12 protein-coding genes are annotated in these 22,017 nt (G+C 64.5%); 7 read left to right on the top strand and 5 right to left on the bottom strand.

Annotated elements, in window-relative coordinates; translation table 11 throughout:
* Positions 1 to 38 precede the first annotated feature (38 nt).
* Positions 39 to 557 carry a hypothetical protein gene (locus EPD66_RS17075; protein WP_142849717.1) on the bottom strand — a complete coding sequence of 173 codons (519 nt, stop codon included), beginning with the start codon at positions 555 to 557 and terminating at the stop codon, positions 39 to 41.
* 203 nt (positions 558 to 760) lie between these two features.
* Positions 761 to 3,424, bottom strand: a complete 2,664-nt coding sequence (locus tag EPD66_RS17080) for a ribonuclease E/G (protein WP_142849718.1) — start codon at positions 3,422 to 3,424, stop codon at positions 761 to 763.
* Between the two features lie 607 nt (positions 3,425 to 4,031).
* Between EPD66_RS17080 and EPD66_RS17085 the strand changes: the two genes are divergently transcribed.
* The 3 genes from EPD66_RS17085 (at position 4,032) to prfB (ending at position 9,225) form a co-directional block, all read left to right on the top strand.
* Complete coding sequence (locus EPD66_RS17085) at positions 4,032 to 5,243, top strand: N-acetylmuramoyl-L-alanine amidase (protein ID WP_185961471.1); 1,212 nt, start codon at positions 4,032 to 4,034, stop codon at positions 5,241 to 5,243.
* 104 nt (positions 5,244 to 5,347) lie between these two features.
* Complete coding sequence (locus EPD66_RS17090) at positions 5,348 to 8,008, top strand: penicillin-binding protein 1A (protein ID WP_142849720.1); 2,661 nt, start codon at positions 5,348 to 5,350, stop codon at positions 8,006 to 8,008.
* A 94-nt stretch (positions 8,009 to 8,102) separates the two neighbouring features.
* Positions 8,103 to 9,225, top strand: a protein-coding gene (prfB, locus tag EPD66_RS17095; protein ID WP_142849721.1) for a peptide chain release factor 2 whose coding sequence is annotated in 2 segments (ribosomal slippage) — positions 8,103 to 8,171 and positions 8,173 to 9,225 — 1,122 coding nt in all. Because the reading frame shifts where the segments join, the coding sequence is not laid out codon by codon here.
* A gap of 69 nt (positions 9,226 to 9,294) precedes the next feature.
* Here prfB and EPD66_RS17100 read toward each other — a convergent pair.
* Entirely contained in the window at positions 9,295 to 10,878 is a 1,584-nt protein-coding gene (locus tag EPD66_RS17100; protein ID WP_142849722.1) for a sodium/solute symporter, read from the bottom strand.
* A gap of 127 nt (positions 10,879 to 11,005) precedes the next feature.
* Complete coding sequence (locus tag EPD66_RS17105) at positions 11,006 to 12,454, bottom strand: short-chain fatty acyl-CoA regulator family protein (RefSeq protein WP_142849723.1); 1,449 nt, start codon at positions 12,452 to 12,454, stop codon at positions 11,006 to 11,008.
* Between the two features lie 175 nt (positions 12,455 to 12,629).
* Here EPD66_RS17105 and EPD66_RS17110 point away from each other — a divergent pair, with 175 nt between their 5' ends.
* The 4 genes from EPD66_RS17110 to EPD66_RS17125 all read left to right on the top strand — a co-directional run bounded on the left by EPD66_RS17110 (position 12,630) and on the right by EPD66_RS17125 (position 21,267).
* On the top strand, positions 12,630 to 14,162 hold the full coding sequence (locus EPD66_RS17110) for an acyl-CoA carboxylase subunit beta (RefSeq protein WP_142849724.1): 1,533 nt from the start codon (positions 12,630 to 12,632) through the stop codon (positions 14,160 to 14,162).
* A 238-nt stretch (positions 14,163 to 14,400) separates the two neighbouring features.
* Positions 14,401 to 16,392 (top strand): acetyl-CoA carboxylase biotin carboxylase subunit, encoded by a 1,992-nt coding sequence (gene accC / locus EPD66_RS17115; protein WP_142849725.1) that lies wholly within the window; start codon positions 14,401 to 14,403, stop codon positions 16,390 to 16,392.
* Positions 16,393 to 16,461: 69 nt separating this feature from the next.
* The gene (gene scpA / locus EPD66_RS17120; RefSeq protein ID WP_142849726.1) at positions 16,462 to 18,615 is read left to right on the top strand and encodes a methylmalonyl-CoA mutase; all 2,154 of its coding nucleotides are present in this window, start codon (positions 16,462 to 16,464) and stop codon (positions 18,613 to 18,615) included.
* A 327-nt stretch (positions 18,616 to 18,942) separates the two neighbouring features.
* Positions 18,943 to 21,267, top strand: a complete 2,325-nt coding sequence (locus EPD66_RS17125) for an NADP-dependent malic enzyme (protein ID WP_142849727.1) — start codon at positions 18,943 to 18,945, stop codon at positions 21,265 to 21,267.
* 64 nt (positions 21,268 to 21,331) lie between these two features.
* Here the strand turns inward: EPD66_RS17125 and EPD66_RS17130 are convergent, their stop codons facing one another.
* Positions 21,332 to 21,985 (bottom strand): response regulator transcription factor, encoded by a 654-nt coding sequence (locus EPD66_RS17130; RefSeq protein WP_142849728.1) that lies wholly within the window; start codon positions 21,983 to 21,985, stop codon positions 21,332 to 21,334.
* Positions 21,986 to 22,017: the final 32 nt, after the last annotated feature.

The raw sequence follows: 22,017 nt of genomic DNA on the forward strand, positions 1-22,017 counted from the left end.
GGCGGGGCGAGCCGAGGTCTTCTTGCAGACCCGGCGGTTCAGTCCGGCTTGCGCGAGAAATCCAGCAGGCTGGGCGCGCGCTCGATGATTTCACGCAGGATCTTCTCGGCGCGGCGCATGTTGCGTTCCGCATCCTCGGGCAGGTCGGTCGCACAGCTGATATTCGAAAGCTGCTGCTTGGCGTCGTAAAGCGCCTTCAGCTCGCTGATGAACAATTCCCGCGATCCCAGCGGCAGGTTGCCGCCGGACATGGCCTCGAAGAAGCGCACGCTGGCCCCGATCAGGTGATTGAGCACGCGGATGTTCAGCCGCTCCAACTGGTACTGCAAGCGCCCGTCATGGCTGCCGATCATGTTCTGGATGCGGTGTTCGACGATCATCGAGAACATCTCGAATTCCACCACCTTCTGACGGAAAGCGGTGTAATCGGCGAATGTGCTGTTGCTCATCGCCCGTTCCGCCATATGGCGCATCTCCAGGATCTCGGTCGCCTGCTCTTCGAGCAGGGAAACGAGGGTAGCAAGAGAGCCGATGTCGTTTTCTTTGCGCATATGCATGATCCGCCTCGCAGACCGGAAAATAGAGAGGGGCGACACTTAAAATTTTATCAAAACGGCAACAATACCCGCCCCATTTTTATTAACTTATCCTTAACCAGCCAAAGGTGCAACGCACAATCGGCGGCAGGCCCCTCTCAAACGAAACGGGGCGCGGTTTGGAACCGCGCCCCTTTCCCGGCAGAAGAATCGGGAAACCCGTCTCAGCCTCGGCTCCACCAGCCGCGCCGGGGCGGCGGAGTGGGAGCGGTTTCGGCGGCTTCGGCCATGGAAGGCGAAGGCTGCTCCTGGGGCTGTTCCGGCTGCGGAGTCGCTTCCGGCACCGGCTCGGCAGCCTGGGGCTGTTCCGCCGCACCCTCGGCGGCTTCCGGCGCGGGCTGTTCTTCTTCGGCCTTGCGGCGCGTGCGGCGGCGCTTCGGCTTTTCCTCGGCGGCGGGGGCAGCGGCCTCGGCTTCCGCCTCGCTTTCGGCAGCCTTGCGGCGGCGGCGGACCGGCTTCTTGGGCGCGGCTTCGACCTGTGCGGCTTCTCCCGTTTCCTGCGGCGCCGCTTCGGCATCCGCGACGGCCGGAGCCGTTTCCGTGACGGTCTCTTCCGCCGTCACGCTTTCGGCCATCACCGGCGCGGCAGGCGCTTCCTCAGCCGGGGCAGCCTCTTCCTCAGCGGCAGCCTCGGCGGCGTCGACGGCCTCCACGGCCTCACCGCCTTCCAGGGCTTGCCCTTCGGTCTCGCCCTGGGCCTCACCTTCGCTCCGGCGGCGGCGACGGCCACCGCGCTTGCCGCGACGGCGCGACTTGCGGCCGCTGTCTTCCTCGCCGGTTTCGGCCTGAACCTCTTCGGCCTCACCCTCGGCGGCTTCGACGGAGTCAGGGGCTTCGGCAGCCTCTTCGGCGTCCTCGCCCTCCTCTTCTCCGTCCTCGTCAGCCTGTTCGGCGCCCATCGCCTCGGCACGGTCCTCGCCGTTGCGGCGGCGGCGCTTGCGGCGGCGGCGACGCTTGCGGCCACCATCCTCTTCGCCATTCCCAGCATCGGCGTGACCGTTCGCCCCTTCGGCGGCTTCACCCTCTTCGGCCAGGGCTTCGTCCTCGACCTCGTCCTCTTCCTCGATCTCGGTCGGCGCCTGCTGGCTGATGGCGGCACGGGCCGCCGCCTCGTCGATGCGCGGATGCTCAGACTTGACCCGATCCATGCGGTAATCGGGCTGGATCAGGCTGTCGTCGCCTTGCAGGAAGACGCGGAAATTATAGCGCTGCTCGATCTCGGCCAGGGCCTGGCGCTTGTGATTGAGGATATAGAGCGCAACCCCTGTCGGCACCGTGACGGTGACCTCGGCCGAGCGGTTGCGGATGCCTTCCTCCTCGATGGCGCGCAGGATGTAGACGGCGGTGGATTCCACCGACCGGATGGTGCCGGTGCCGTTGCAGTGGGGGCAGGTCTGGAAGCTGGTTTCCTGCAGGCTGGGGCGCAGGCGCTGACGAGACAGTTCCAAGAGGCCGAAACCGCTGATGCGGCCCAGCTGGATGCGCGCCCGGTCATGCTTCATCGCTTCCTTGAGCTTGCGCTCCACCGCCGCGTTGTTGCGGCTGTCTTCCATGTCGATGAAGTCGATGACGATCAGGCCCGCCAGGTCGCGCAGGCGCAGCTGCCGCGCGATTTCCTCGGCCGCTTCCAGGTTGGTCTTCAGCGCCGTCTCTTCGATATGGCGCTCCTTGGTGGCGCGGCCGGAATTGACGTCGATGGCGACCAGAGCCTCAGTCTGGTTGATGACCACATAGCCGCCCGAACGCAGCTGCACGATGGGGCTATGCATCTGATCAAGCTGGCTGTCCACCTGATAGCGGTGGAACAGCGGGATCAAGGGATCGCGATAGGGCTGGACGCGCTTGGCATGGCTCGGCGTCAGCATGCGCATGAAATCCTTGGCGAGGCGGTAACCTTCCTCGCCGTCCACCAGGATTTCCTCGATATCGCGGGAATAGAGATCGCGGATCGACCGCTTGATGAGGTTGGCTTCCTCGTAGACCAGGGCCGGAGCGACGGAATTCAGCGTCAGCTCGCGCACATTGTTCCACAGGCGCAGCAGGTATTCGTAGTCTCGGCGGATTTCGGAGCGGCTGCGTTCCGAGCCGGCGGTCCGCACGATCACCGCCATGCCGTCGGGAATATCCAGTTCGCTGGTAATGGCCTTGAGGCGGCGGCGGTCGGCGGTGTTGGTGATCTTGCGCGACACCCCGCCGCCACGGGCGGTGTTGGGCATCAGTACGCAGTAACGGCCCGCCAGGGAGAGATAGGTGGTCAGCGCCGCGCCCTTGTTGCCGCGCTCTTCCTTGACGACCTGCACCAGCATGATCTGCCGGCGCTTGATGACTTCTTGGATCTTGTAGTGGCGCATCGCGCGGCGGCGGCGGCGGTCGTCCTCGGCGTCATCGCCGCCCAGATCGCCGTCGTCCTCGTCCTCGGCCGCCGCTTTGGCGCTTTCGACGACGGTTTCGAGGGGGACGGTGTCGGGCTCCTTGCCCATTTCATCCTCGACGGCGTCGGTCGAGGCTTCCCCCGCGATGCTCTCGGCACTTTCGCGCATCGATTCGCGCTGTTCGCGCAGCAGCGCCTGCCGGTCCGAGGCGGGAATCTGGAAATAATCGGGATGGATTTCGCTAAAAGCCAGGAAACCGTGGCGGTTGCCGCCATACTCGACGAAAGCTGCCTGTAGCGACGGTTCGACCCTGACCACGCGGGCCAGATAGATATTGCCCTTGAGCTGTTTCTTCGTTGACGTCTCGACGTCAAGCTCTTCCAGGCGGGTCCCATTCACCACCACGACCCGGGTTTCTTCCCGGTGCGTGGTGTCGATCAACATACGTTTTACCAATGTCGTGTCTCCAAGACGCTGCCGATCCGCGGCGCGCGCCCAAGGCTGCACGGCGGTAGGGGCAGGTGTTCGATCCGGCGAAGCCGGCGGCGCCATCGGCTGATCCCGCAAAGACTGTCTTGGATGTCAGGAAGACGTCGGTCATGGCTGGGAACCAAACGGGCTGCGCGCCCTGCTTCGGAATTTCTCGCAAAAAAAGATACTATGGCATGGCCATCCGTCTGGGGACGGATCAGCCGGCTTCGCCGCCGCCGGGCCGGGAACCGGCCCAAAAAAACACCACCTCACCCAACGGAGTCATCTTCCCATCGGGTCTCGGGCGTCAGGGGCCAAACAACCGCTCTCACAAGGAGATACGGCCCGGATGCGGGCTCTCGCAGGATTCAAAATAACCGCAGGGCCGCCATTCTACAATCACCTTCTTTCTCTTGGCGGAAATCAGTTGACGCCCCCCGCACCCCCGGTTGAATCAGAACGAGTGTCAAGGGAATCAATGCCTTTGGAATTGAACCCGATACAACTTTGATGGTAGTAAGGCCATCATGTGGCAAAGGGTCCCCGGCTGATGGCGCTCGTATCGGTTTTGCTGCGATTCCTAGCGCTCCTGTTGACAGTCTTCGTGCTGTCCGGACTGACGACGGCTTTCACCCCTGCCTGGGCCAAGCCGGCGGTTACCGCCTTGCGCGCCGGTGATCACCAGACGAAGACCCGCTTCGTGCTGGACCTTTCCGACAAGATCGACTTCCGCGTCTTCACTCTGGTCGACCCCTATCGCGTGGTCATCGACCTGCCGGAAATCGACTGGAAGGCGCAGACCACCCTGCCCCAGCCGGTGGGCCATATCGCCAATCTCCGCTACGGCCTGTTCCGTCCCGGCACCGGGCGGCTTGTGCTCGACCTGTCGCGTCCCTCGGCGGTCCAGGCGGCCTTCGTCATCCCGCCGCGCGACGGCTTCGGCTGGCGCTTCGTGCTGGATCTGGAGAACAGCACCGAACAGGCGATGCGCAACACCCCGGTGCCCGCCGATGCCGGCCAGCCGACCAGTCCGGCCGGTGCCCAGGCGGCCCTGGCCGCCGAGGCCAAGGTCGCGGCGGCCGTGCCCCTGCCCAATCCCGCACGGCCCGCCAAACCCGTCGTGGTCATAGATCCCGGCCATGGCGGCGTCGATCCCGGCGCCATCGGCGTCAGCGGCCTTTATGAAAAGGACCTGACCCTGGCGATGGGGCGCCTGCTGAAGGCGGAACTGGAAAAGACCGGGCGCTATCAGGTGGTGCTGACCCGCGACCGCGACATCTTCATTCCCTTGCGCGAGCGTGTGGCCATCGCCCGCCGGGCCGGAGGCGAACTGTTCATTTCGCTGCATGCCGACTCGCACAACAACCGGTCCCTACGCGGCCTATCCGTCTATACGCTGTCCGAGCGGGCCTCGGACGCCGAAGCCGCCGCCCTGGCCGAAAAGGAAAACAAGGCCGACTTGATCGGCGGCCTGGACCTGTCTCATGAATCGCCCGAGGTTTCGAGCATCCTGCTCGACCTGACCCAGCGCGAGACCATGAATCTGTCGGCAGGTTTCGCAGGCAAGCTGATCGAAGACTTGGGCAAGGAAGTCACTTTGCTGCGCAATACCCACCGTTTCGCCGGCTTCGCCGTCCTGAAGGCGCCCGACATCCCCTCCGTCCTGGTAGAACTGGGCTATCTTTCGAACAGGGAAGACGAGCGCCTGTTGCGTCAGGACCAATACAGGGCCAAATTGGCTCGTACATTGGCCCGGTCCGTGGACCGGTACTTCACTCAAATACAAAAGGCGCGCGGGTCCTGACGCCCCCGCCATTCATCGGGGCCATAAGCTTGCCGCAATTCAGCGTTAGGCCCTTAGGGTAGGTCGCCTCGCGGCGGCGCGGTTCGTATCACATCCTGGGAAAAATGTTTCGCTTCCTGGCCATCACGTTCTCGCTGCTGCTGTTGCTGGCTATCGCCGGCGCAGGCGGCGCATTGTATCTGCTGTGGCATTTCGGGCGTGACCTGCCCGACTACCAGCAACTGGCCCATTACGAGCCGCCGGTGACGACCCGTGTCTATGCCGGCGACGGGCGGCTGGTTGCCGAATATGCCTCCGAGAAGCGGACCTTCGTCCCGATCTCGGCCATGCCCCAGCGCGTCACCAACGCCTTCATGTCGGCCGAGGACAAGAACTTCTACCGCCATCCCGGCGTGGACTGGACCGGCATCGCCCGCGCGGTGATCGTCAACCTGCGCAATCTCGGCGGCGACAGGCGCCCGGTGGGGGCCTCGACCATCACCCAGCAGGTGGCCAAGAACTTCCTGCTGACCAACGAGGTCTCCCTCGACCGCAAGATCAAGGAAGCGCTGCTGGCCTTCCGCATCGAGCGCGCCTTCAGCAAGGACCACATCCTCGAGCTTTATCTCAACGAGATCTATCTCGGCTTCGGCTCCTATGGCGTGGCGGCCGCCGCCATGAACTATTTCAACAAGAGCCTGGACGAGCTGACCATCGCCGAGACGGCCTTCCTGGCCGCCCTGCCCAAAGCGCCCAACAACTACAACCCCCTGCGCAACCCGCAGGCGGCGGTGGAACGGCGCAACTGGGTGATCGGACGCATGTTCGACGACGGCCACATCACCCGGGCCGAGGCCGAAGCCGCCATGCGCGAGCCCTTGGCCTTGCGGCGCCGCGCCGAGACCGAGGTCGTGCGCGAAGGCGATTATTTCGCCGAGGACATCCGCCGCGAACTCGCCGCCCGCTTTGGCGAGCGCGTCCTGTATGAAGGCGGCCTGTCGGTGCGTTCGACCATGGACCCGCGCCTCCAGGCCATCGCCACCCGCGCCCTGCGCGAAGGCCTGATGGATTACGACCGCCGCCATGGCTGGCGCGGCCCCGTCACCCGCATCGAGATCAGCGGCGGCTGGCCCCAGCGCCTGAGCGAGGTGGCCCGTCCCCGCGGCGCTCTGCCCAGTTGGGAAACGGCGGTGGTCCTGTCCACCGATGCCAAGGGGGCCGAGATCGGTCTGCGCGGCGGCACGCGCGCCCTTATTCCCTTCTCCGAGATGAACTGGGCCCGGCCCTGGCTGGAAGGCCAGCGCGTCGGCCGCGCACCGCGTTCCGCCGCCGATGTCGTCCAGCCCGGCGACGTGATCCTGGTCGAGGCCGTGCGCAAGGGGCTCGACGGCAAGGACCTGCCCGAAGGCAGCTATACCCTGCGCCAGATCCCGGATGTGGAAGGCGCCCTGGTCGCCATGGATCCCCATACCGGCCGCGTTCTCGCCATGGCGGGCGGCTTCTCCTTCCAGCGCAGCCAGTTCAACCGCGCCACCCAGGCCCTGCGCCAGCCCGGCTCGGCCTTCAAGCCGCTGGTCTACCTGACCGCGCTGGACAAGGGCTTTTCGCCGTCGTCGCTGGTGCTGGACGGCCCCATCAGCCTCTCGCAAGGCCCCGGCCTTCCCCTCTGGACGCCGTCGAACTATAGCCGCGACTTCCTGGGCCCGACGACCTTGCGCGTCGGCATGGAAAAATCGCGCAACCTGATGACCGTGCGGCTGGCCGAAGCCGTGGGCATGGACGACATCGCCGAATATGCCGAGAAGTTCGGCGTCACCGACCGGCTGCCCAAGGTCCTGTCCATGTCGCTGGGCGCGGGCGAAACCACCGTCCTGCGCCTGACCTCGGCCTATGCCATGATGGTCAATGGCGGCAAGAGGATCACGCCGACCCTGATCGACCGCATCCAGGACCGCCAGGGACGGTCCGTCTACCGCCACGACCAGCGCGACTGCGAAGGCTGCCTTTCCGAGCATTACACCAATCAGGGTATGCCCCACCTGCCCGACACGCGCGAGCAGCTGGCCGACCCGCGCAGCGCCTACCAGATGGTGTCCATCCTGGAAGGCGTGGTTCTGCGCGGCACCGGCCGCCGCATCGCCGAGTTGGGCCGTCCGATCGCCGGCAAGACCGGCACCAGCAACAATGTCCACGACACTTGGTTCGTCGGCTTTTCCCCCGACCTTGCCGTGGGGGTCTTCGTCGGCTTCGACGAGCCGCGCACTTTAGGCAGCCGGGAAACCGGCGGCACCGTCGCCGCTCCGATCTTCAAGGATTTCATGGCCGAAGCCCTGAAGGATCAGCCGGCGACGCCGTTCCGCGTGCCGCCGGGCATCCGCCTGGTGCGCGTCAATGCCGATACCGGCCGCCCGGCCCAGCCCGGCGACCGCAACGTCATCTGGGAAGCCTTCAAGCCCGAGAACGTGCCGACAGCGGATATGTCGCCTTCCGTCCTGGGCGGTGACGTCTTCCCCAGCTTCGACAATTACGGCTATGGCCTCGACGTCCTGCCCGCCCCCACCGAAGGCGGCTTCTCGGTCGAGATTTCCCCGGCGGCCCCGTCGGAAGGCGTGCCGATGGTGAGCCAGCCGCAGCCGGACTTCCAGCAGCCCCAGGCACCGCCCCAGCCGGCAGGCATCTACACCCAGCAGCCGGTCCCCGGCGGGCCCTCGGGCGGCTATGCCTGGCCCGCCCCCGCCGCCTCGCCGCCGCCGGTGGCCGTACCCGAGGCGGGCGGGCTGTACTGATCCCCGATCCCGCATCCAGCAGGGTTGAAGCGAAGGGCCGTTTTCCGTAAAACGGCCCTTCGTGATTTTCGGAAAACAGTGGAGCAACTGGCACATGCGCGCCGAAATCGAAGCGATGGCCGATGAGATCAAGCAGTCGATGGCACTGCTGAGGAGGCATCTTTGACTGGGATAACGCCCTTAGACGCCTCGACGAACTGAACGCCATCGCCGAAGACCCCAATCTTTGGAACGATGCCGAAGCTGCGCAGAAGGTGATGCGCGAGCGCACCAAGCTCGATAACGCCATCAGCGGCTATCGCAGCCTGGAAAACGGCTTGGCCGACGCCCTGGAACTGGCCGAACTGGCCGAGGCCGAAGGCGACCAGGAAATGGTCGACGACGCCGAGAACACGATTCGCCAGTTGCGCGACGAAGCCCGCAAGCGCGAGCTGGAATCGCTGCTCTCGGGCGAGGCCGACGCCAACGATTGCTATCTGGAAATCAATGCCGGCGCCGGCGGGACCGAAGCCCAGGACTGGGCCTACATCCTCCAGCGCATGTATACCCGCTGGGCGGAACAGCACGGCTACAAGGTCGAATTGCTGGAAGAAAGCTCGGGCGAAGAAGCCGGCATCAAATCCGCGACCCTCAAGATCACGGGCCTGAATGCCTATGGCTGGCTGAAATCCGAAAGCGGGGTGCATCGCCTCGTGCGCATCTCGCCCTACGATTCGGCCGCCCGCCGCCATACCAGCTTCTCCTCGGTCTGGGTCTATCCGGTGGTGGACGACAATATCGAGATCGAGATCAACGAGAAGGACTGCCGCATCGATACCTTCCGTGCCTCGGGCGCGGGCGGTCAGCACGTCAACAAGACCGATTCGGCGATCCGCATCACCCACATCCCCACCGGCATCGTGGTGAGCTGCCAGAGCGACCGCTCGCAGCACAAGAACCGCGCCACCGCCTGGAACATGCTGCGGGCCCGCCTGTACGAGGCGGAACTCCAGAAGCGCGAGGAAGCCGCCCAGGCCGAAGCCGATTCCAAGACCGAGATCGGCTGGGGCCACCAGATCCGCTCCTACGTGCTGCAGCCCTACCAGATGATCAAGGACCTGCGTACCGGGGTGGAAACCTCCGATACCCAGGGGGTGCTGGACGGCGACCTGGATCAGTTCATGGCCGCCTCGCTGGCCGCCAAGATCCATGGCGACGACAAGGCCAACGCCGAATAACTTCATTCTGGTTAAGAAGGGCGCGGAAGTTTCTTCCGCGCCTTTTCTTTTGCAGGTCAGCCTGTCCCGTCAGACGAACAGGCCCACCAGCACGATCGTCACCGCCACCAGACCCGCCGAGAGATAGCGGTAATTGCGCCACCAAGCCGTGCCCGCCAGTTCCTGGCTTTCCTCCTGCCAAGTCTTGCGGGTCCAGATATAGCCCTTCACCTTTTCCGCATCCGGCGCTTCGGTCGCCAGACTGATGCCGACATACAGCGCCGTGCTGAAGGCCAGCATGATGCCTGCGCCGTAGAGGAATTGCAGGTCGAACCATTCGAAGATCTCGCCGCCCAGGAATCCCAGCAGCCCCAGCGGCGTGCCGATCACCAGCGTCCAGAAGGCGCCATGGCGCGTGCCGCGCCACCAGAACAATCCGCCCAGGAAGACCACCACCACCGGCATGGTGATGTAGCCGAGGAAGGATTGGAAATATTCAACGATCCCCTGGAATTGCAGGATCACCGGCGCCCAGAGCGCCGCCACCACCATGAAGACGACGACCATCAGGCGGCTGATCAGCAGCAGCGTCTTCTCGTTGAACTGCCGCTTGCGGGTCTTGATGAAATCGTTGACGACCAGCGACGAGGCGCCGTTCAGCACCGAATCCAGGGTGGACATCAGCGCCGCCACCAGGGCCGCGAAGGCCAGCCCGCGCAGCCCATCCGGCAGATAGCCGAAGACCAAAGCCGGCCAGATCTGATCGGGATCGTCCAGCTCGGGAAAGATCTCCCGCCCCATCGTGCCCGGCAGGACCAGCAGGAAGAGAAGCGGCAGTTGCAGGAAACCGGCGAACAGGGCACCCCAGCGGCCATGGTCGATCGACTTGGCCGACAGCACCTTCTGCACCACGATGTGGTTGGTGGTCCAGTAATAGAAGCCCAGCCACAACACGCCGGTGAAGATGCCCGGCCAGGGCAGGAAGTCGTCATCCGCCGGTTTGATGACGGAGAAGCCGTCCTCCGGCGCCGCCGCACGCACCGCCGACCACGAACCCAGTTCTTGGAAAACGAAATAGAAGATGATGCCCCCGGCCGTCAGCAGCAGCACGCCCTGGATGGTGTCCGTGACCACCACCGCCCGCAGGCCGCCCAGGACCACATAGGCACCGCCCAGCGCGGCGATGATGACGATCAGGATCCACAAGGGCACCTCGGGGAACAGCAGGTGCAGGGTGATGCCGCCCGCGAACAGCGCCCCGGCGCTGTCGATGAACATGGCGGTAAAGACGGAGAAGGCGGAGAAGGCGTAGCGCGAGCGTCGGTCATACCGGCATTCCAGGAATTCCGGCATCGTGTTGACCTTCGAGCGCAGATAGAAGGGCAGGATGAACAGCGTGAAGAAGACCAGCACCAGCGTGGCCATCCACTCGTAATTCCACACGGCGATGCCGTCGTGATAGCCCGCCCCGGCCAAGCCGATATAGGAGGTGCCCGAGAGATTGGCCGACATCAGGGCGAAGCCGACCAAAGGCCAGATCGTGCTGCGCCCGGCAAGGAAATAGCCTTCGGAATTCTCCTTCTTGCGCCCCGCCCAGAAGCCGATTCCCAGGATCACCAGCACATATAGCCCGACGATGCTGTAGTCGAGTGTGCTGACCTCGAGATCCGGCATGCTCTCCTCCCATTGCTGGAGCAGCATGTGAGAGCCCGGACGGGAAGCGGCAACCGCTCGTCACCTTTCGGGGAAATGCGGCATCGAAGGGGAAGCCGGACGGAGGCGCCCTTTGACGCGGCAGGCCTCAGCCCACCGGGGCTTGGCGGCGGGCGAAGAGATAGGGAACGAAGCTGCGGTGGAATTCGTCCACCGACACCTCGCTGCCCACCGGCGGGAAGGCCCGCTGCTGGCAGTCGGTGCGCTCGCAGATACGGCAATTGACGCCGATCGGCACGGCGGCGGAATCGTTGCTGACGTCCAACCCGGCCGAATAGACCACTTCCGAGGCATAAGCCGCCTCGCAGCCCAGGCCGACCGCGAATTCCCGGCTGGGACGCAGATAGGCGCCGCCGCTCTTGGTGATGGTGCGGGCGATGCAGATATAGCTCACGCCGTCGGGCATCCGCGCATGCTGGACCAGGATCTTGCCCGGCTGGGCGAAGGCCTCGTGCACATTCCACAAGGGACAGGCGCCGCCGAAGCGGGCGAAGTGGAATTGCGTGGCGCTGTGGCGCTTGGTGATATTCCCCGCCCGGTCCACCCGCACGAAATAAAAGGGAACGCCGCGCGCGCCGGGACGCTGCAAGGTGCTGAGACGATGGCAGACCTGCTCGAAGCTGGTGCCGAAGCGGCTTTGCAGCTGTTCCACGTCATGGCGTAGCGCCCGGGCCTGCCGCGCGAAGATCTGATAGGGCATCAGCAGGGCCCCGGCGAACTGGTTGGCAAGGCCGACGCGGCAAATGGATTTGGCATCCTCGGAGGTGAAGGAGGCGTCGTTGATCAACTCGTCGATGGTCTCGCCATGACCCAGCAAGGCGATCTGATGGGCCAGATGAAAGCTGCGGCTGGCCACGTCCAGCTGCGCCGACAAATAGAGTGTTCCGCTGACCGGGTCGTAGCGTCGCATGGCCGTGGCGCCGTCATCGTCGGACACGATCTTCACGCGCACGTCATGGCGGCGCTTCAGATAGGCGATCAAATCGGCCTGCATGTCGCCGATGCGGAATTCCTCTTCCCGGCACAGCGTTTCGGCCGCCTCGTCCAGCGCGCCGACATAATTGTTGCAGTAGTGGAAGTAGTCGCGCACTTCCTCATAAGGGAATTGCGGCCCGGCCAGGCTGGGCCCGCTTTCCTGGCTCGACAGGCCGTCGGCCAGCGACTGCACCTGTTCCTGAAGCTTCTTGTAGGCCTGGTGCAGACTGAGCAGACGGCGGACCACCTCGGGCGAGGCGGCGGCGACATTGCGCAATTCCGTCGTGCTGATGCCGCCACCGGCAAAAAGCGGATCGCCCAGGGCTTCCCGCAGATCTGCGACCAGCCGGGCCTCTTCGTCCTCGACGAAGGTCGTCAGGTCGATCTCGAAGATGGAACAGATACGCAGCAGCACCGGCAGGGTCAGCGGGCGCTGGTTGTTTTCCATCTGGTTGAGATAGCTGGCCGAGACACTCAGGGCCTGGGCCAGCGCGACCTGCGTCATGCCCTTGGCCTCCCTCAGGCGGCGCAGCTTCGGACCGACGAAAAGTTTTTTCTGCATGGCTCGGGGATTAACAAAATTTGCAAAACCACTTATTGCTAACACACATCCTTTCGCAAATCCGCCCTTTTGTCGCCCCGGGCCTCCCTTGGTTTAGTTGCCATGACCCCGGGCCTGCGAATAAATCGAAGGGAAGTGGGGCAAAGGGCCGCCGGCAACGACCAGAGGGATAGTCATGACCGAGATTATCGCTGCGCTAGACGAAAAACGGAGACAAGCCGCTCTTGGCGGCGGTCAGCGCCGCATCGACGCGCAGCACGGCAAGGGCAAGCTGACGGCACGGGAACGTATCGAGCTGTTGCTGGACGCCGATTCCTTCGAGGAATGGGACATGTTCGTCGAGCATCGCTGCTCGGATTTCGGCATGGACCAGCAGAAGGTGGTCAGTGACGGCGTGGTGACCGGTTACGGCACGGTCAACGGGCGTCTGGTCTTCGTCTTCAGCCAGGACTTCACCGTGTTCGGCGGCTCGCTGTCCGAAGCCCATGCCGAAAAGATCTGCAAGATCATGGACCAGGCGATCAAGGTCGGCGCCCCCGTGATCGGCCTGAACGATTCGGGCGGCGCGCGCATCCAGGAAGGCGTGGCCTCGTTGGCCGGCTATGCCGAAGTGTTCCAGCGCAACGTCATGGCCTCGGGTGTGGTGCCGCAGATTTCCCTGATCATGGGCCCCTGCGCGGGCGGCGCGGTCTATTCGCCGGCCATGACCGACTTCATCTTCATGGTCAAGGACAGCTCCTACATGTTCGTCACCGGCCCCGACGTGGTCAAGACGGTGACGCATGAGGCGGTGACGGCCGAGGAACTGGGCGGGGCGATCACCCATACCTCGAAATCCGGCGTGGCCGACCTGGCCTTCGAGAACGATGTCGAGGCGCTGCTGCAACTGCGCCGCTTCATCGATTTCCTGCCCGCCTCGAACCGCGAGAAGCCCCCCGTGCGCCCCACGTCCGACCGCTCGGACCGCATGGAGATGAGCCTCGACACCCTGGTGCCGGACAATCCCAACAAGCCCTACGACATGAAGGAGCTGATCACCAAGGTCGTGGACGAAGGCGATTTCTTCGAGATCCAGCCCGATTTCGCGGGCAACATCCTGACCGGCTTCGCGCGCATGGACGGCGCGACGGTGGGGATCGTCGCCAATCAGCCGATGGTGCTGGCGGGCTGCCTGGACATCGATTCCTCGCGCAAGGCGGCGCGCTTCGTGCGCTTCTGCGACTGCTTCAACATCCCCGTCGTGACCTTCGTCGACGTTCCCGGCTTCCTGCCCGGCACGGCCCAGGAATTCGGCGGCATCATCAAGCATGGCGCCAAGCTGCTTTACGCCTATGCGGAATGCACCGTGCCCAAGATCACGGTGATCACGCGCAAGGCCTATGGCGGGGCCTATGACGTGATGAGCTCGAAACATCTGCGCGGCGACGTCAACTTCGCCTGGCCGACCGCCGAGATCGCAGTGATGGGCCCCAAGGGCGCCGTCGAGATCATCTTCCGCCAGGATATCGGCGATGCCGAAAAGATCGCCGAGCGCACCGAGGAATACCGGCAGAAATTCGCCAATCCCTTCGTGGCGGCCCATCGCGGCTTCATCGACGACGTCATCATGCCGCATGCCACCCGCAAGCGCATCTGCCGCTCGCTCGCCATGCTCAAGGACAAGAAGCTGGAAAATCCGTGGCGCAAGCACGGCAATATTCCGCTCTGAGGATTTGAGGCGGTGATGCGGGCATCCGTGATGGCGATTGGCCACCAAGGCACAAAGACACCAAGGCTTCGCCCGTTAAGGAGCGAAGCAGTTAATATTCACCTGCCGGTCCTGACCGAGGCATCGGGCAGCAGCGCTCCGTCTTCTTTGTGCCTTGGTGTCTTGGTGGCTCATAACCCTGGCCATCGCCAGCACCACCGCTCATCGAGAACGCGCATCTGGGGGCAATGAGAAGATCATGTTCGAGAAAATCCTGATCGCCAATCGTGGCGAGATCGCCTGCCGGGTCATCAAGACCGCGCGCAAGATGGGCATCAAGACGGTGGCCGTCTATTCCGATGCCGACAAGGAGGCGCTGCATGTGCAGATGGCCGACGAGGCCGTGCATATCGGGCCGCCGCCCTCGGCGCAGTCCTATCTGCAGGTCGAGAAGATCGTCGAGGCCTGCCTGAAGACGGGCGCCCAGGCGGTTCATCCCGGCTATGGCTTCCTGTCGGAGAAGCGCGAATTCCAGGAGGCCCTGGCGAAGGCCGGCATCACCTTCATCGGCCCCGATGCCCATGCCATCTTCGCCATGGGCGACAAGATCGAATCGAAGAAACTGGCAAAAGAAGCCGGTGTCTCGACCGTGCCCGGCTATATGGGCGTGATCAAGGATGCCGAGGAAGCGGTCAAGATCGCCAACGAGATCGGCTATCCGGTGATGATCAAGGCCTCCGCCGGGGGCGGCGGCAAGGGCATGCGCCTGGCGCACAACGACACCGAAGCCCGCGAAGGCTTCGTCTCGGCCACCAACGAGGCCAAGGCCTCCTTCGCCGACGACCGCGTCTTCATCGAGAAATTCATCGAGCAGCCCCGCCATATCGAGATCCAGGTCCTGGCCGACGGGCATGGCAACTGCATCTATCTGGGCGAGCGTGAATGCTCGATCCAGCGCCGTCACCAGAAGGTCATCGAGGAAGCCCCCTCGCCCTTCCTCGACGAGGAAACCCGCCGCGCCATGGGCGAGCAGGCGGTAGCCCTGGCGAAGACCGTCAACTACAAATCCGCCGGTACGGTCGAGTTCATCGTCGGCGCCAACCGCGACTTCTATTTCCTCGAGATGAACACCCGTCTGCAGGTCGAACATCCGGTGACCGAACTGGTCACCGGGCTGGACCTGGTGGAATGGATGATCCGCATCGCCAATGGCGAGGAACTGACAATCCGGCAGGAAGACGTCAAGCTCAACGGCTGGGCCGTCGAGGCCCGCGTCTATGCCGAAGATCCCTTCCGTGGCTTCCTGCCCTCGACGGGCCGCCTGACCCGCTACCAGCCGCCCGCCGAAGGCCCCTATGTGCGCGTCGATACCGGCGTCTACGAGGGCGGCGAGATCAGCATGTTCTACGATCCCATGATCGCCAAGCTGATCACCTACGGCCCCACCCGCGAGGCCGCCATCACGCATATGCGCACGGCGCTCGACGAGTATTACATCCGCGGGCTGAACCACAATATTCCCTTCCTCGCGGCCCTGATGGCCCATCCGCGCTTCGTCGCGGGCAATCTCACCACCAACTTCATCGCCGAGGAATTCCCCGAGGGCTTCACCGCCTCGTCCCTGCCGGCCGAAGACCCCGACATCCTGGTCGCGGTGGCCGCCGTGGTGCGTCACATGGAGGCGCTGCGCGAAGCCTCGATCTCCGGCCAGCTTCCGGGCCTGGAAGCCAAGGTGGGCGAGTCCTGGGTGGTGATCCTGAACGGCAAACAGACCCCGGTGCAGGTACGTGGCAGCGCCGCCACCGGCTGGGCAGTGGTGATCGGCGGCGAGGCGGTGGACGTGCGCACCGAGTGGCAGCTCGGCCAGCCCCTGTTCCGCGCCCAGATCAAGGAACAGTCGGTCTGCGTGCAGATCGACCGCAAGGGCGCAGGCTACCGGCTCTCCCATGCCGGTTCCTCGGCCGAGGCGCTGGTGCTGAGCCCGCGCGGGGCGGAACTCCAGGCGCTGATGCCGCACAAGGAGCCGCCGGACATGTCGAAATTCCTGCTCTCGCCGATGCCGGGCCTACTGGTCAGCGTCGCCGTCGAAGAGGGCCAGGAGATCAAGGCCGGAGAGGTTCTGGCCGTGGTCGAGGCGATGAAGATGGAAAACGTCCTGCGCGCCGAGCGGGACGGCACGGTGGGCAAGATCCACGCCCAGCCCGGCGCGAGCCTCGCCGTGGATCAGATCATCGTCGAATTCGCCGCGTAAACAACAATAATAAAGGGAAGCCCGCTGGAGGGGGACGCCCCTCCAGCCCCCAATTCAAGGAGGTCCAGAATGTCCGATTTCCCCAAGAAGACGCTTGCGGACTGGCAGTCCCTGGCAAGCAAGGACCTGAAGGGCGCCTCCCCCGAGACTTTGGTGTGGACGACGCCGGAAGGTATCGCGGTCAAGCCGCTCTACACGGCCGCCGATCTCGAGGGACTGGAACATCTGGACAGCCTACCGGGCTTTCCGCCCTATGTGCGCGGCCCGCGCGCGACGATGTATGCCAACCGGCCCTGGACCATCCGCCAATATGCGGGCTTCTCGACGGCCGAGGAATCCAACGCCTTCTACCGCGCCAACCTGGCGGCGGGTCAGAAGGGCTTGTCGGTAGCCTTCGACCTCGCCACCCATCGCGGCTATGATTCCGACCATCCCCGCGTCATCGGCGATGTCGGCAAGGCCGGCGTGGCGATCGATTCGGTCGAGGACATGAAGATCCTGTTCGACGGCATCCCGCTCGACGAGATGAGCGTGTCGATGACCATGAACGGCGCGGTGCTGCCGATCCTGGCGGGCTACATCGTCGCCGCCGAGGAACAGGGCGTGAGCGCGGACAAGCTCTCGGGGACCATCCAGAACGACATCCTCAAGGAGTTCATGGTCCGCAACACCTATATCTATCCGCCCGCGCCGAGCATGCGCATCGTCGCCGACATCATCGACTACACCGCGCGCCACATGCCGCGCTTCAACTCGATCTCGATCTCCGGCTACCACATGCAGGAAGCCGGGGCGACGGCGGTGCAGGAACTGGCCTTCACCATCGCCGACGGCCTGGAATATGTGCGCGCCGCCCAGGCGCGCGGGCTGCATGTCGATGAATTCGCCCCGCGCCTGTCCTTCTTCTTCGCCATCGGCATGAACTTCTTCATGGAGGTCGCCAAGCTGCGCGCCGCCCGCCTGCTCTGGGCGCGGGTGATGAAGCAGTTCGACCCCAAGAACCCGATGTCGCTGGCGCTGCGCACCCATTGCCAGACCTCGGGCGTGTCCTTGACCGAGAAGGACCCCTACAACAACGTCATCCGCACCACCATCGAGGCCATGGCCGCCGTGCTGGGCGGAACGCAAAGCCTGCACACCAACGCGCTGGACGAGGCCATCGCCCTGCCGACGCCTTTCTCGGCCCGCATCGCGCGCAACACCCAGCTCATCATCGCCGAGGAAAGCGGCATCCCGCATGTCGTCGATCCGCTGGCCGGCAGCTATTACGTCGAGAGCCTGACCGCCAGCCTGGCCGAGGAGGCCTGGAAGCTGATCGAGGAGGTCGAGGCGCTGGGCGGCATGACCAAGGCCGTCGAGACCGGCATGCCCAAGATGAAGATCGAGGAAGCCGCCGCGCGCAAACAGGCGCGCATCGACCGGGGTGAAGAGGTCGTGGTCGGCGTCAACAAATACCGCCCCCCGCAGGAAGAGCCGATCGAGACCCTGGACGTCGACAATGCCAAGGTCCGCGAGGCACAGATCGCCCGGCTGAAGAAGATCCGCGAAACCCGCGACGAGGCCGCCTGCCGCCAAGCCCTGGCGAAGATCACCGAACTGGCCCGCTCGGGCGAGGGCAACCTGCTGGCCGCCGCCATCGAGGCGACGCGGCTACGCGCCACGGTGGGCGAGATCTCGGATGCCATGGAACAGGCCTTCGGCCGCCACCGCGCCGAGATCCGCTCGATCTCGGGCGTCTATGGCTCCCATTACGAGGGCGACCAGGGCTTCGCCCGGATCAAGCAGGATATCGAGGCCTTCGCCGCCGAGGAAGGCCGCCGCCCGCGCATGCTGGTGGTCAAGATGGGCCAGGACGGCCATGACCGCGGCGCCAAGGTGATCGCCACCGCCTTCGCCGATATCGGCTTCGACGTCGATGTCGGAGCGCTGTTCCAGACTCCGGCCGAGGCCGCCCGCCAGGCTGTCGAGAATGACGTCCATGTCGTCGGCGTCTCCTCGCAGGCCGCCGGGCACAAGACCCTGGTGCCGCAACTGGTCGAGGAACTGAAGAAGGCCGGGGCCGGAGACATCATCGTCGTCTGCGGCGGCGTCATCCCGTCGAAGGATTACGACTTCCTCAAGGCCTGCGGCGTCGCCGCCATCTACGGCCCCGGCACCAACATCCCCGAGGCCGCGGCGCAGATCCTCGGCATCATCCGCTCCCAACGCGCCAGCGCGGCGTGAGGCACAACGGCCCATCATAAAAGAGGCCGTGCCAGGTGAGCGAAGGAAACGGCGGCTGGGAGGAGGGAGCCGCCGTTACAGTTTCAAGCGAAAGGAAAATGTGACGGGAATATTTCTGGTATTACCAAATCCATTGTGCAGGGCAGAGACGATTACTGCATTGCACAATAAAAAACCCACCGGCACCAAACCTTGGGCCGGTTTTTTTATGTCTTACGCCAGAATATCCCGGAAAGCTGTTGCTTGCCGCCGACTTCGATTCTAAGAGAATCGGTTAAGGAGAAACCTCCACCCTTCATTAACCATAAACAAGTTAAACGAGGAAACATGTCCAGCGACCTGAAAAAACAGGCTCTGCACTATCACCGCTTTCCCAGGCCCGGAAAGCTGGCCATCGCCGCCACCAAGCCCATGGCGACCCAGCATGACCTGGCCCTGGCCTACAGCCCCGGTGTCGCGGCGGCTTGCGACGCCATCGTGGAAAATGCCGACCAGGCGGCCGAGGTGACGTCGCGGGCCAATCTGGTCGCGGTCATCTCGAACGGTACCGCCGTGCTGGGCCTGGGCGATATCGGCCCCCTGGCCTCGAAGCCGGTGATGGAGGGCAAGGCCGTCCTGTTCAAGAAATTCGCCGGGATCGACGTCTTCGACATCGAGATCGACGAGAAGGACCCGGACAAGCTGGTGGAGATCATCGCCAGCCTGGAGCCGACCTTCGGCGGAATCAATCTGGAAGACATCAAGTCGCCGGAATGCTTCGAGGTCGAGGGCAAGCTGCGCGACCGGATGCAGATCCCGGTCTTCCACGACGACCAGCACGGCACCGCCATCGTCGTCGGCGCGGCCACGCTGAACGGCCTGCGCATCGTCGGCAAGCGCCTGGAAGACGTCAGCGTGGTGACCATCGGCGGCGGCGCGGCGGGCATCGCCTGCCTGGACCTGCTGATCGGCATGGGGCTGAAGCGCGAGAACGTCACCATGGTGGACCGCCAGGGCGTGGTCTACAAGGGCCGCAACCAGGGCATGAACGCCTTCAAGGAAGCCTATGCCCGCGACACCTCGGCGCGCACCCTCGAAGACGCGGTGCGGGGGGCGGATATCTTCCTCGGCCTGTCCGGCCCGGGCGTGCTGACCGGCGAGATGGTCAAGACCATGGCCGACAAGCCGCTGATCCTAGCCCTGGCCAATCCCGATCCGGAAATTACCCCCGAAGAGGCGCATGCCGCCCGTCCCGACGCCATCATCGCCACCGGCCGGTCGGATTATCCGAACCAGGTCAACAACGTGCTGTGCTTCCCCTATATCTTCCGCGGCGCGCTGGATGTCGGCGCGACGGCCATCAACGAAGAAATGAAGATCGCCTGCGTCGAGGCCATCGCCGACCTCGCCCTGGCCGAGCCCTCGGACGTGGTGGCGGCGGCCTATCGCGGCGAAGAGCTGCGCTTCGGGCCGAAATACCTGCTGCCCAAGCCCTTCGACCCGCGCTTGATCGTCGAAGTCGCCTCGGCCGTGGCCAAGGCCGCCATGGATTCGGGCGTTGCCACCCGCCCGATCACCGATTTCCGCGCCTATCGGGAAGAACTAGGGCGTTTCGTCTTCCGCTCCGGCCTCGCCATGAAGCCGGTCTTCGAGCGTGCCCAGCAGGCCCCCAAGCGCGTCGTCTATGCCGAGGGCGAGGACGAACGCGTGCTGCGCTGCGCCCAGACCGCCGTGGATGAAGGTATCGTCCAACGCGCCATCCTGATCGGCCGCCGCGACGTCATCGAGGAACGCATCGCCAAACTGGGCCTGCGCCTGCGCGACGGCGAGGATGCCGAGATCGTCGATGTCATCCGCGACCCGCGCTACCAAGACTATACCCAAACCTATCGCCGCCTGATGCGCCGCCGGGGCGTCTCGCCCGATTACGCCGCAACGGTGGTGCGCACCCGTCCCAGCGTCTTTGCCGCGCTGCTGGTCAAATCCGGCGAGGCCGATGCCATGGTCTGCGGCTCGTCGGGCCGCTATCAGAGCCATTTCCAGCATGTCACCGACGTCATCGGCCTGCGCAAGGGCGTGAAGACGGCGGCGGCCATGAACCTGCTGATCCTGGAAAAGGGCACCTTCTTCGTGACCGACACCTATGTCAACGAAGAGCCCGACGCCGCCCAGGTCGCCGAGATCACCGTACTGGCGGCAGAGGAAGTGAGGCGCTTCGGCATCGAGCCCAAGGCCGCCCTGCTCTCCCACTCCAATTTCGGCAGCGCCGACAGCCGCTCGGCCCGCAAGATGCGGGAAGCCCTGGCGATGATCGAGGAAAACCATCCCGATCTGGAAGTGGATGGCGAAATGCATTCCGATGCCGCCCTGTCGGAAAGCATCCGCAGCCATATCCAGCCGGATTCGCGCCTCAAGGGACAGGCCAACCTGCTGGTCATGCCGACCCTGGATGCCGCCAATATCGCCTTCAACATGCTGAAGATCCTGGGCGACGGCCTGTCCGTCGGGCCGATCCTGCTGGGGGCCGCCGCGCCCGTGCATATCGCCACGCCCTCGGTCACCGTGCGCGGCCTGCTCAACCTCACCGCCCTGGCCGTCGTCGACGCCCAGCAGCACGAAGCCAGCCAGCGCCCGAAACTCCGCCAAGCCAAGGCGGAACCGGTCGAGGTCTGAACAAGAGAGCCCGCCACCTCCGGGTGGCGGGCTTCTTTTCATCTATGTCTCGTGCAGCCATCTTCTACGCGTTTACCAGGCCTGCCCGAATGGCAAAGGTCGCCAGTTCAGCAGCGTTATGCAGGTCCAGTTTCTGCATGATGTTGGTGCGGTGGCTGTCCACCGTCTTGATGCTGATGAACAATTGCTCGGCCACGTCGCGGTTGCGATGCCCCTGGGCGATCAGCTTCAGCACCTGGCGTTCGCGCGGGGTGAGCAATGCCAACGGATTGGCTTCCGGCGGCGCGGCCAAATAGCGTTCGACCATGCTGCGCGACAGCCCAGCGCCGAGATAGCGCTCGCCGCGCATGACGGAATTGATCGCGGCGACCAGATCGTCCCGCCCGGCCTGTTTCAGCGCATAGCCGTCGGCCCCGGCACGCAGGACGTCGGCGACCTTCTTCTCACAATCCGCCACGGTCAGCGCCAGGACCCGGATGAAAGGACGGCGTTTCTTGATCTCTCCCGTCGCCTCGACCCCATCCATGATCGGCATGGACAGGTCCATCAGCACCACATCCGGCTCCAATTTGCTCGCCTGCCGCACCGCTTGCAGGCCATCCCCGGCCTGCCCTGTAACGATCACGCCCGGCACCGCACCCAGCAAAGCCGCGATGCCTTGGCGAATCAGTTCCTGATCCTCGACAAGGAGGATCGATACTGGCTTCGCTGCCTGCATTCGTTCTTTCCATTCAAATCGCATAAAATATG

Source organism: Telmatospirillum sp. J64-1, assembly GCF_006980715.1.
Classification (GTDB): Bacteria; Pseudomonadota; Alphaproteobacteria; order Rhodospirillales; family Magnetospirillaceae; genus Oleiliquidispirillum; species Oleiliquidispirillum nitrogeniifigens.

What these genes read in the sequence shown, in the direction of transcription:
- EPD66_RS17075 (WP_142849717.1), bottom strand. Translation starts at nt 557, where the DNA reads ATGCATATGCGCAAAGAAAACGACATCGGCTCTCTTGCTACCCTCGTT.
- EPD66_RS17130 (WP_142849728.1), bottom strand. Translation starts at nt 21,985, where the DNA reads ATGCAGGCAGCGAAGCCAGTATCGATCCTCCTTGTCGAGGATCAGGAA.
- EPD66_RS17125 (WP_142849727.1), top strand. Translation starts at nt 18,943, where the DNA reads ATGTCCAGCGACCTGAAAAAACAGGCTCTGCACTATCACCGCTTTCCC.
- EPD66_RS17100 (WP_142849722.1), bottom strand. Translation starts at nt 10,878, where the DNA reads ATGCCGGATCTCGAGGTCAGCACACTCGACTACAGCATCGTCGGGCTA.
- EPD66_RS17090 (WP_142849720.1), top strand. Translation starts at nt 5,348, where the DNA reads ATGTTTCGCTTCCTGGCCATCACGTTCTCGCTGCTGCTGTTGCTGGCT.
- accC (WP_142849725.1), top strand. Translation starts at nt 14,401, where the DNA reads ATGTTCGAGAAAATCCTGATCGCCAATCGTGGCGAGATCGCCTGCCGG.
- EPD66_RS17110 (WP_142849724.1), top strand. Translation starts at nt 12,630, where the DNA reads ATGACCGAGATTATCGCTGCGCTAGACGAAAAACGGAGACAAGCCGCT.
- EPD66_RS17105 (WP_142849723.1), bottom strand. Translation starts at nt 12,454, where the DNA reads ATGCAGAAAAAACTTTTCGTCGGTCCGAAGCTGCGCCGCCTGAGGGAG.
- scpA (WP_142849726.1), top strand. Translation starts at nt 16,462, where the DNA reads ATGTCCGATTTCCCCAAGAAGACGCTTGCGGACTGGCAGTCCCTGGCA.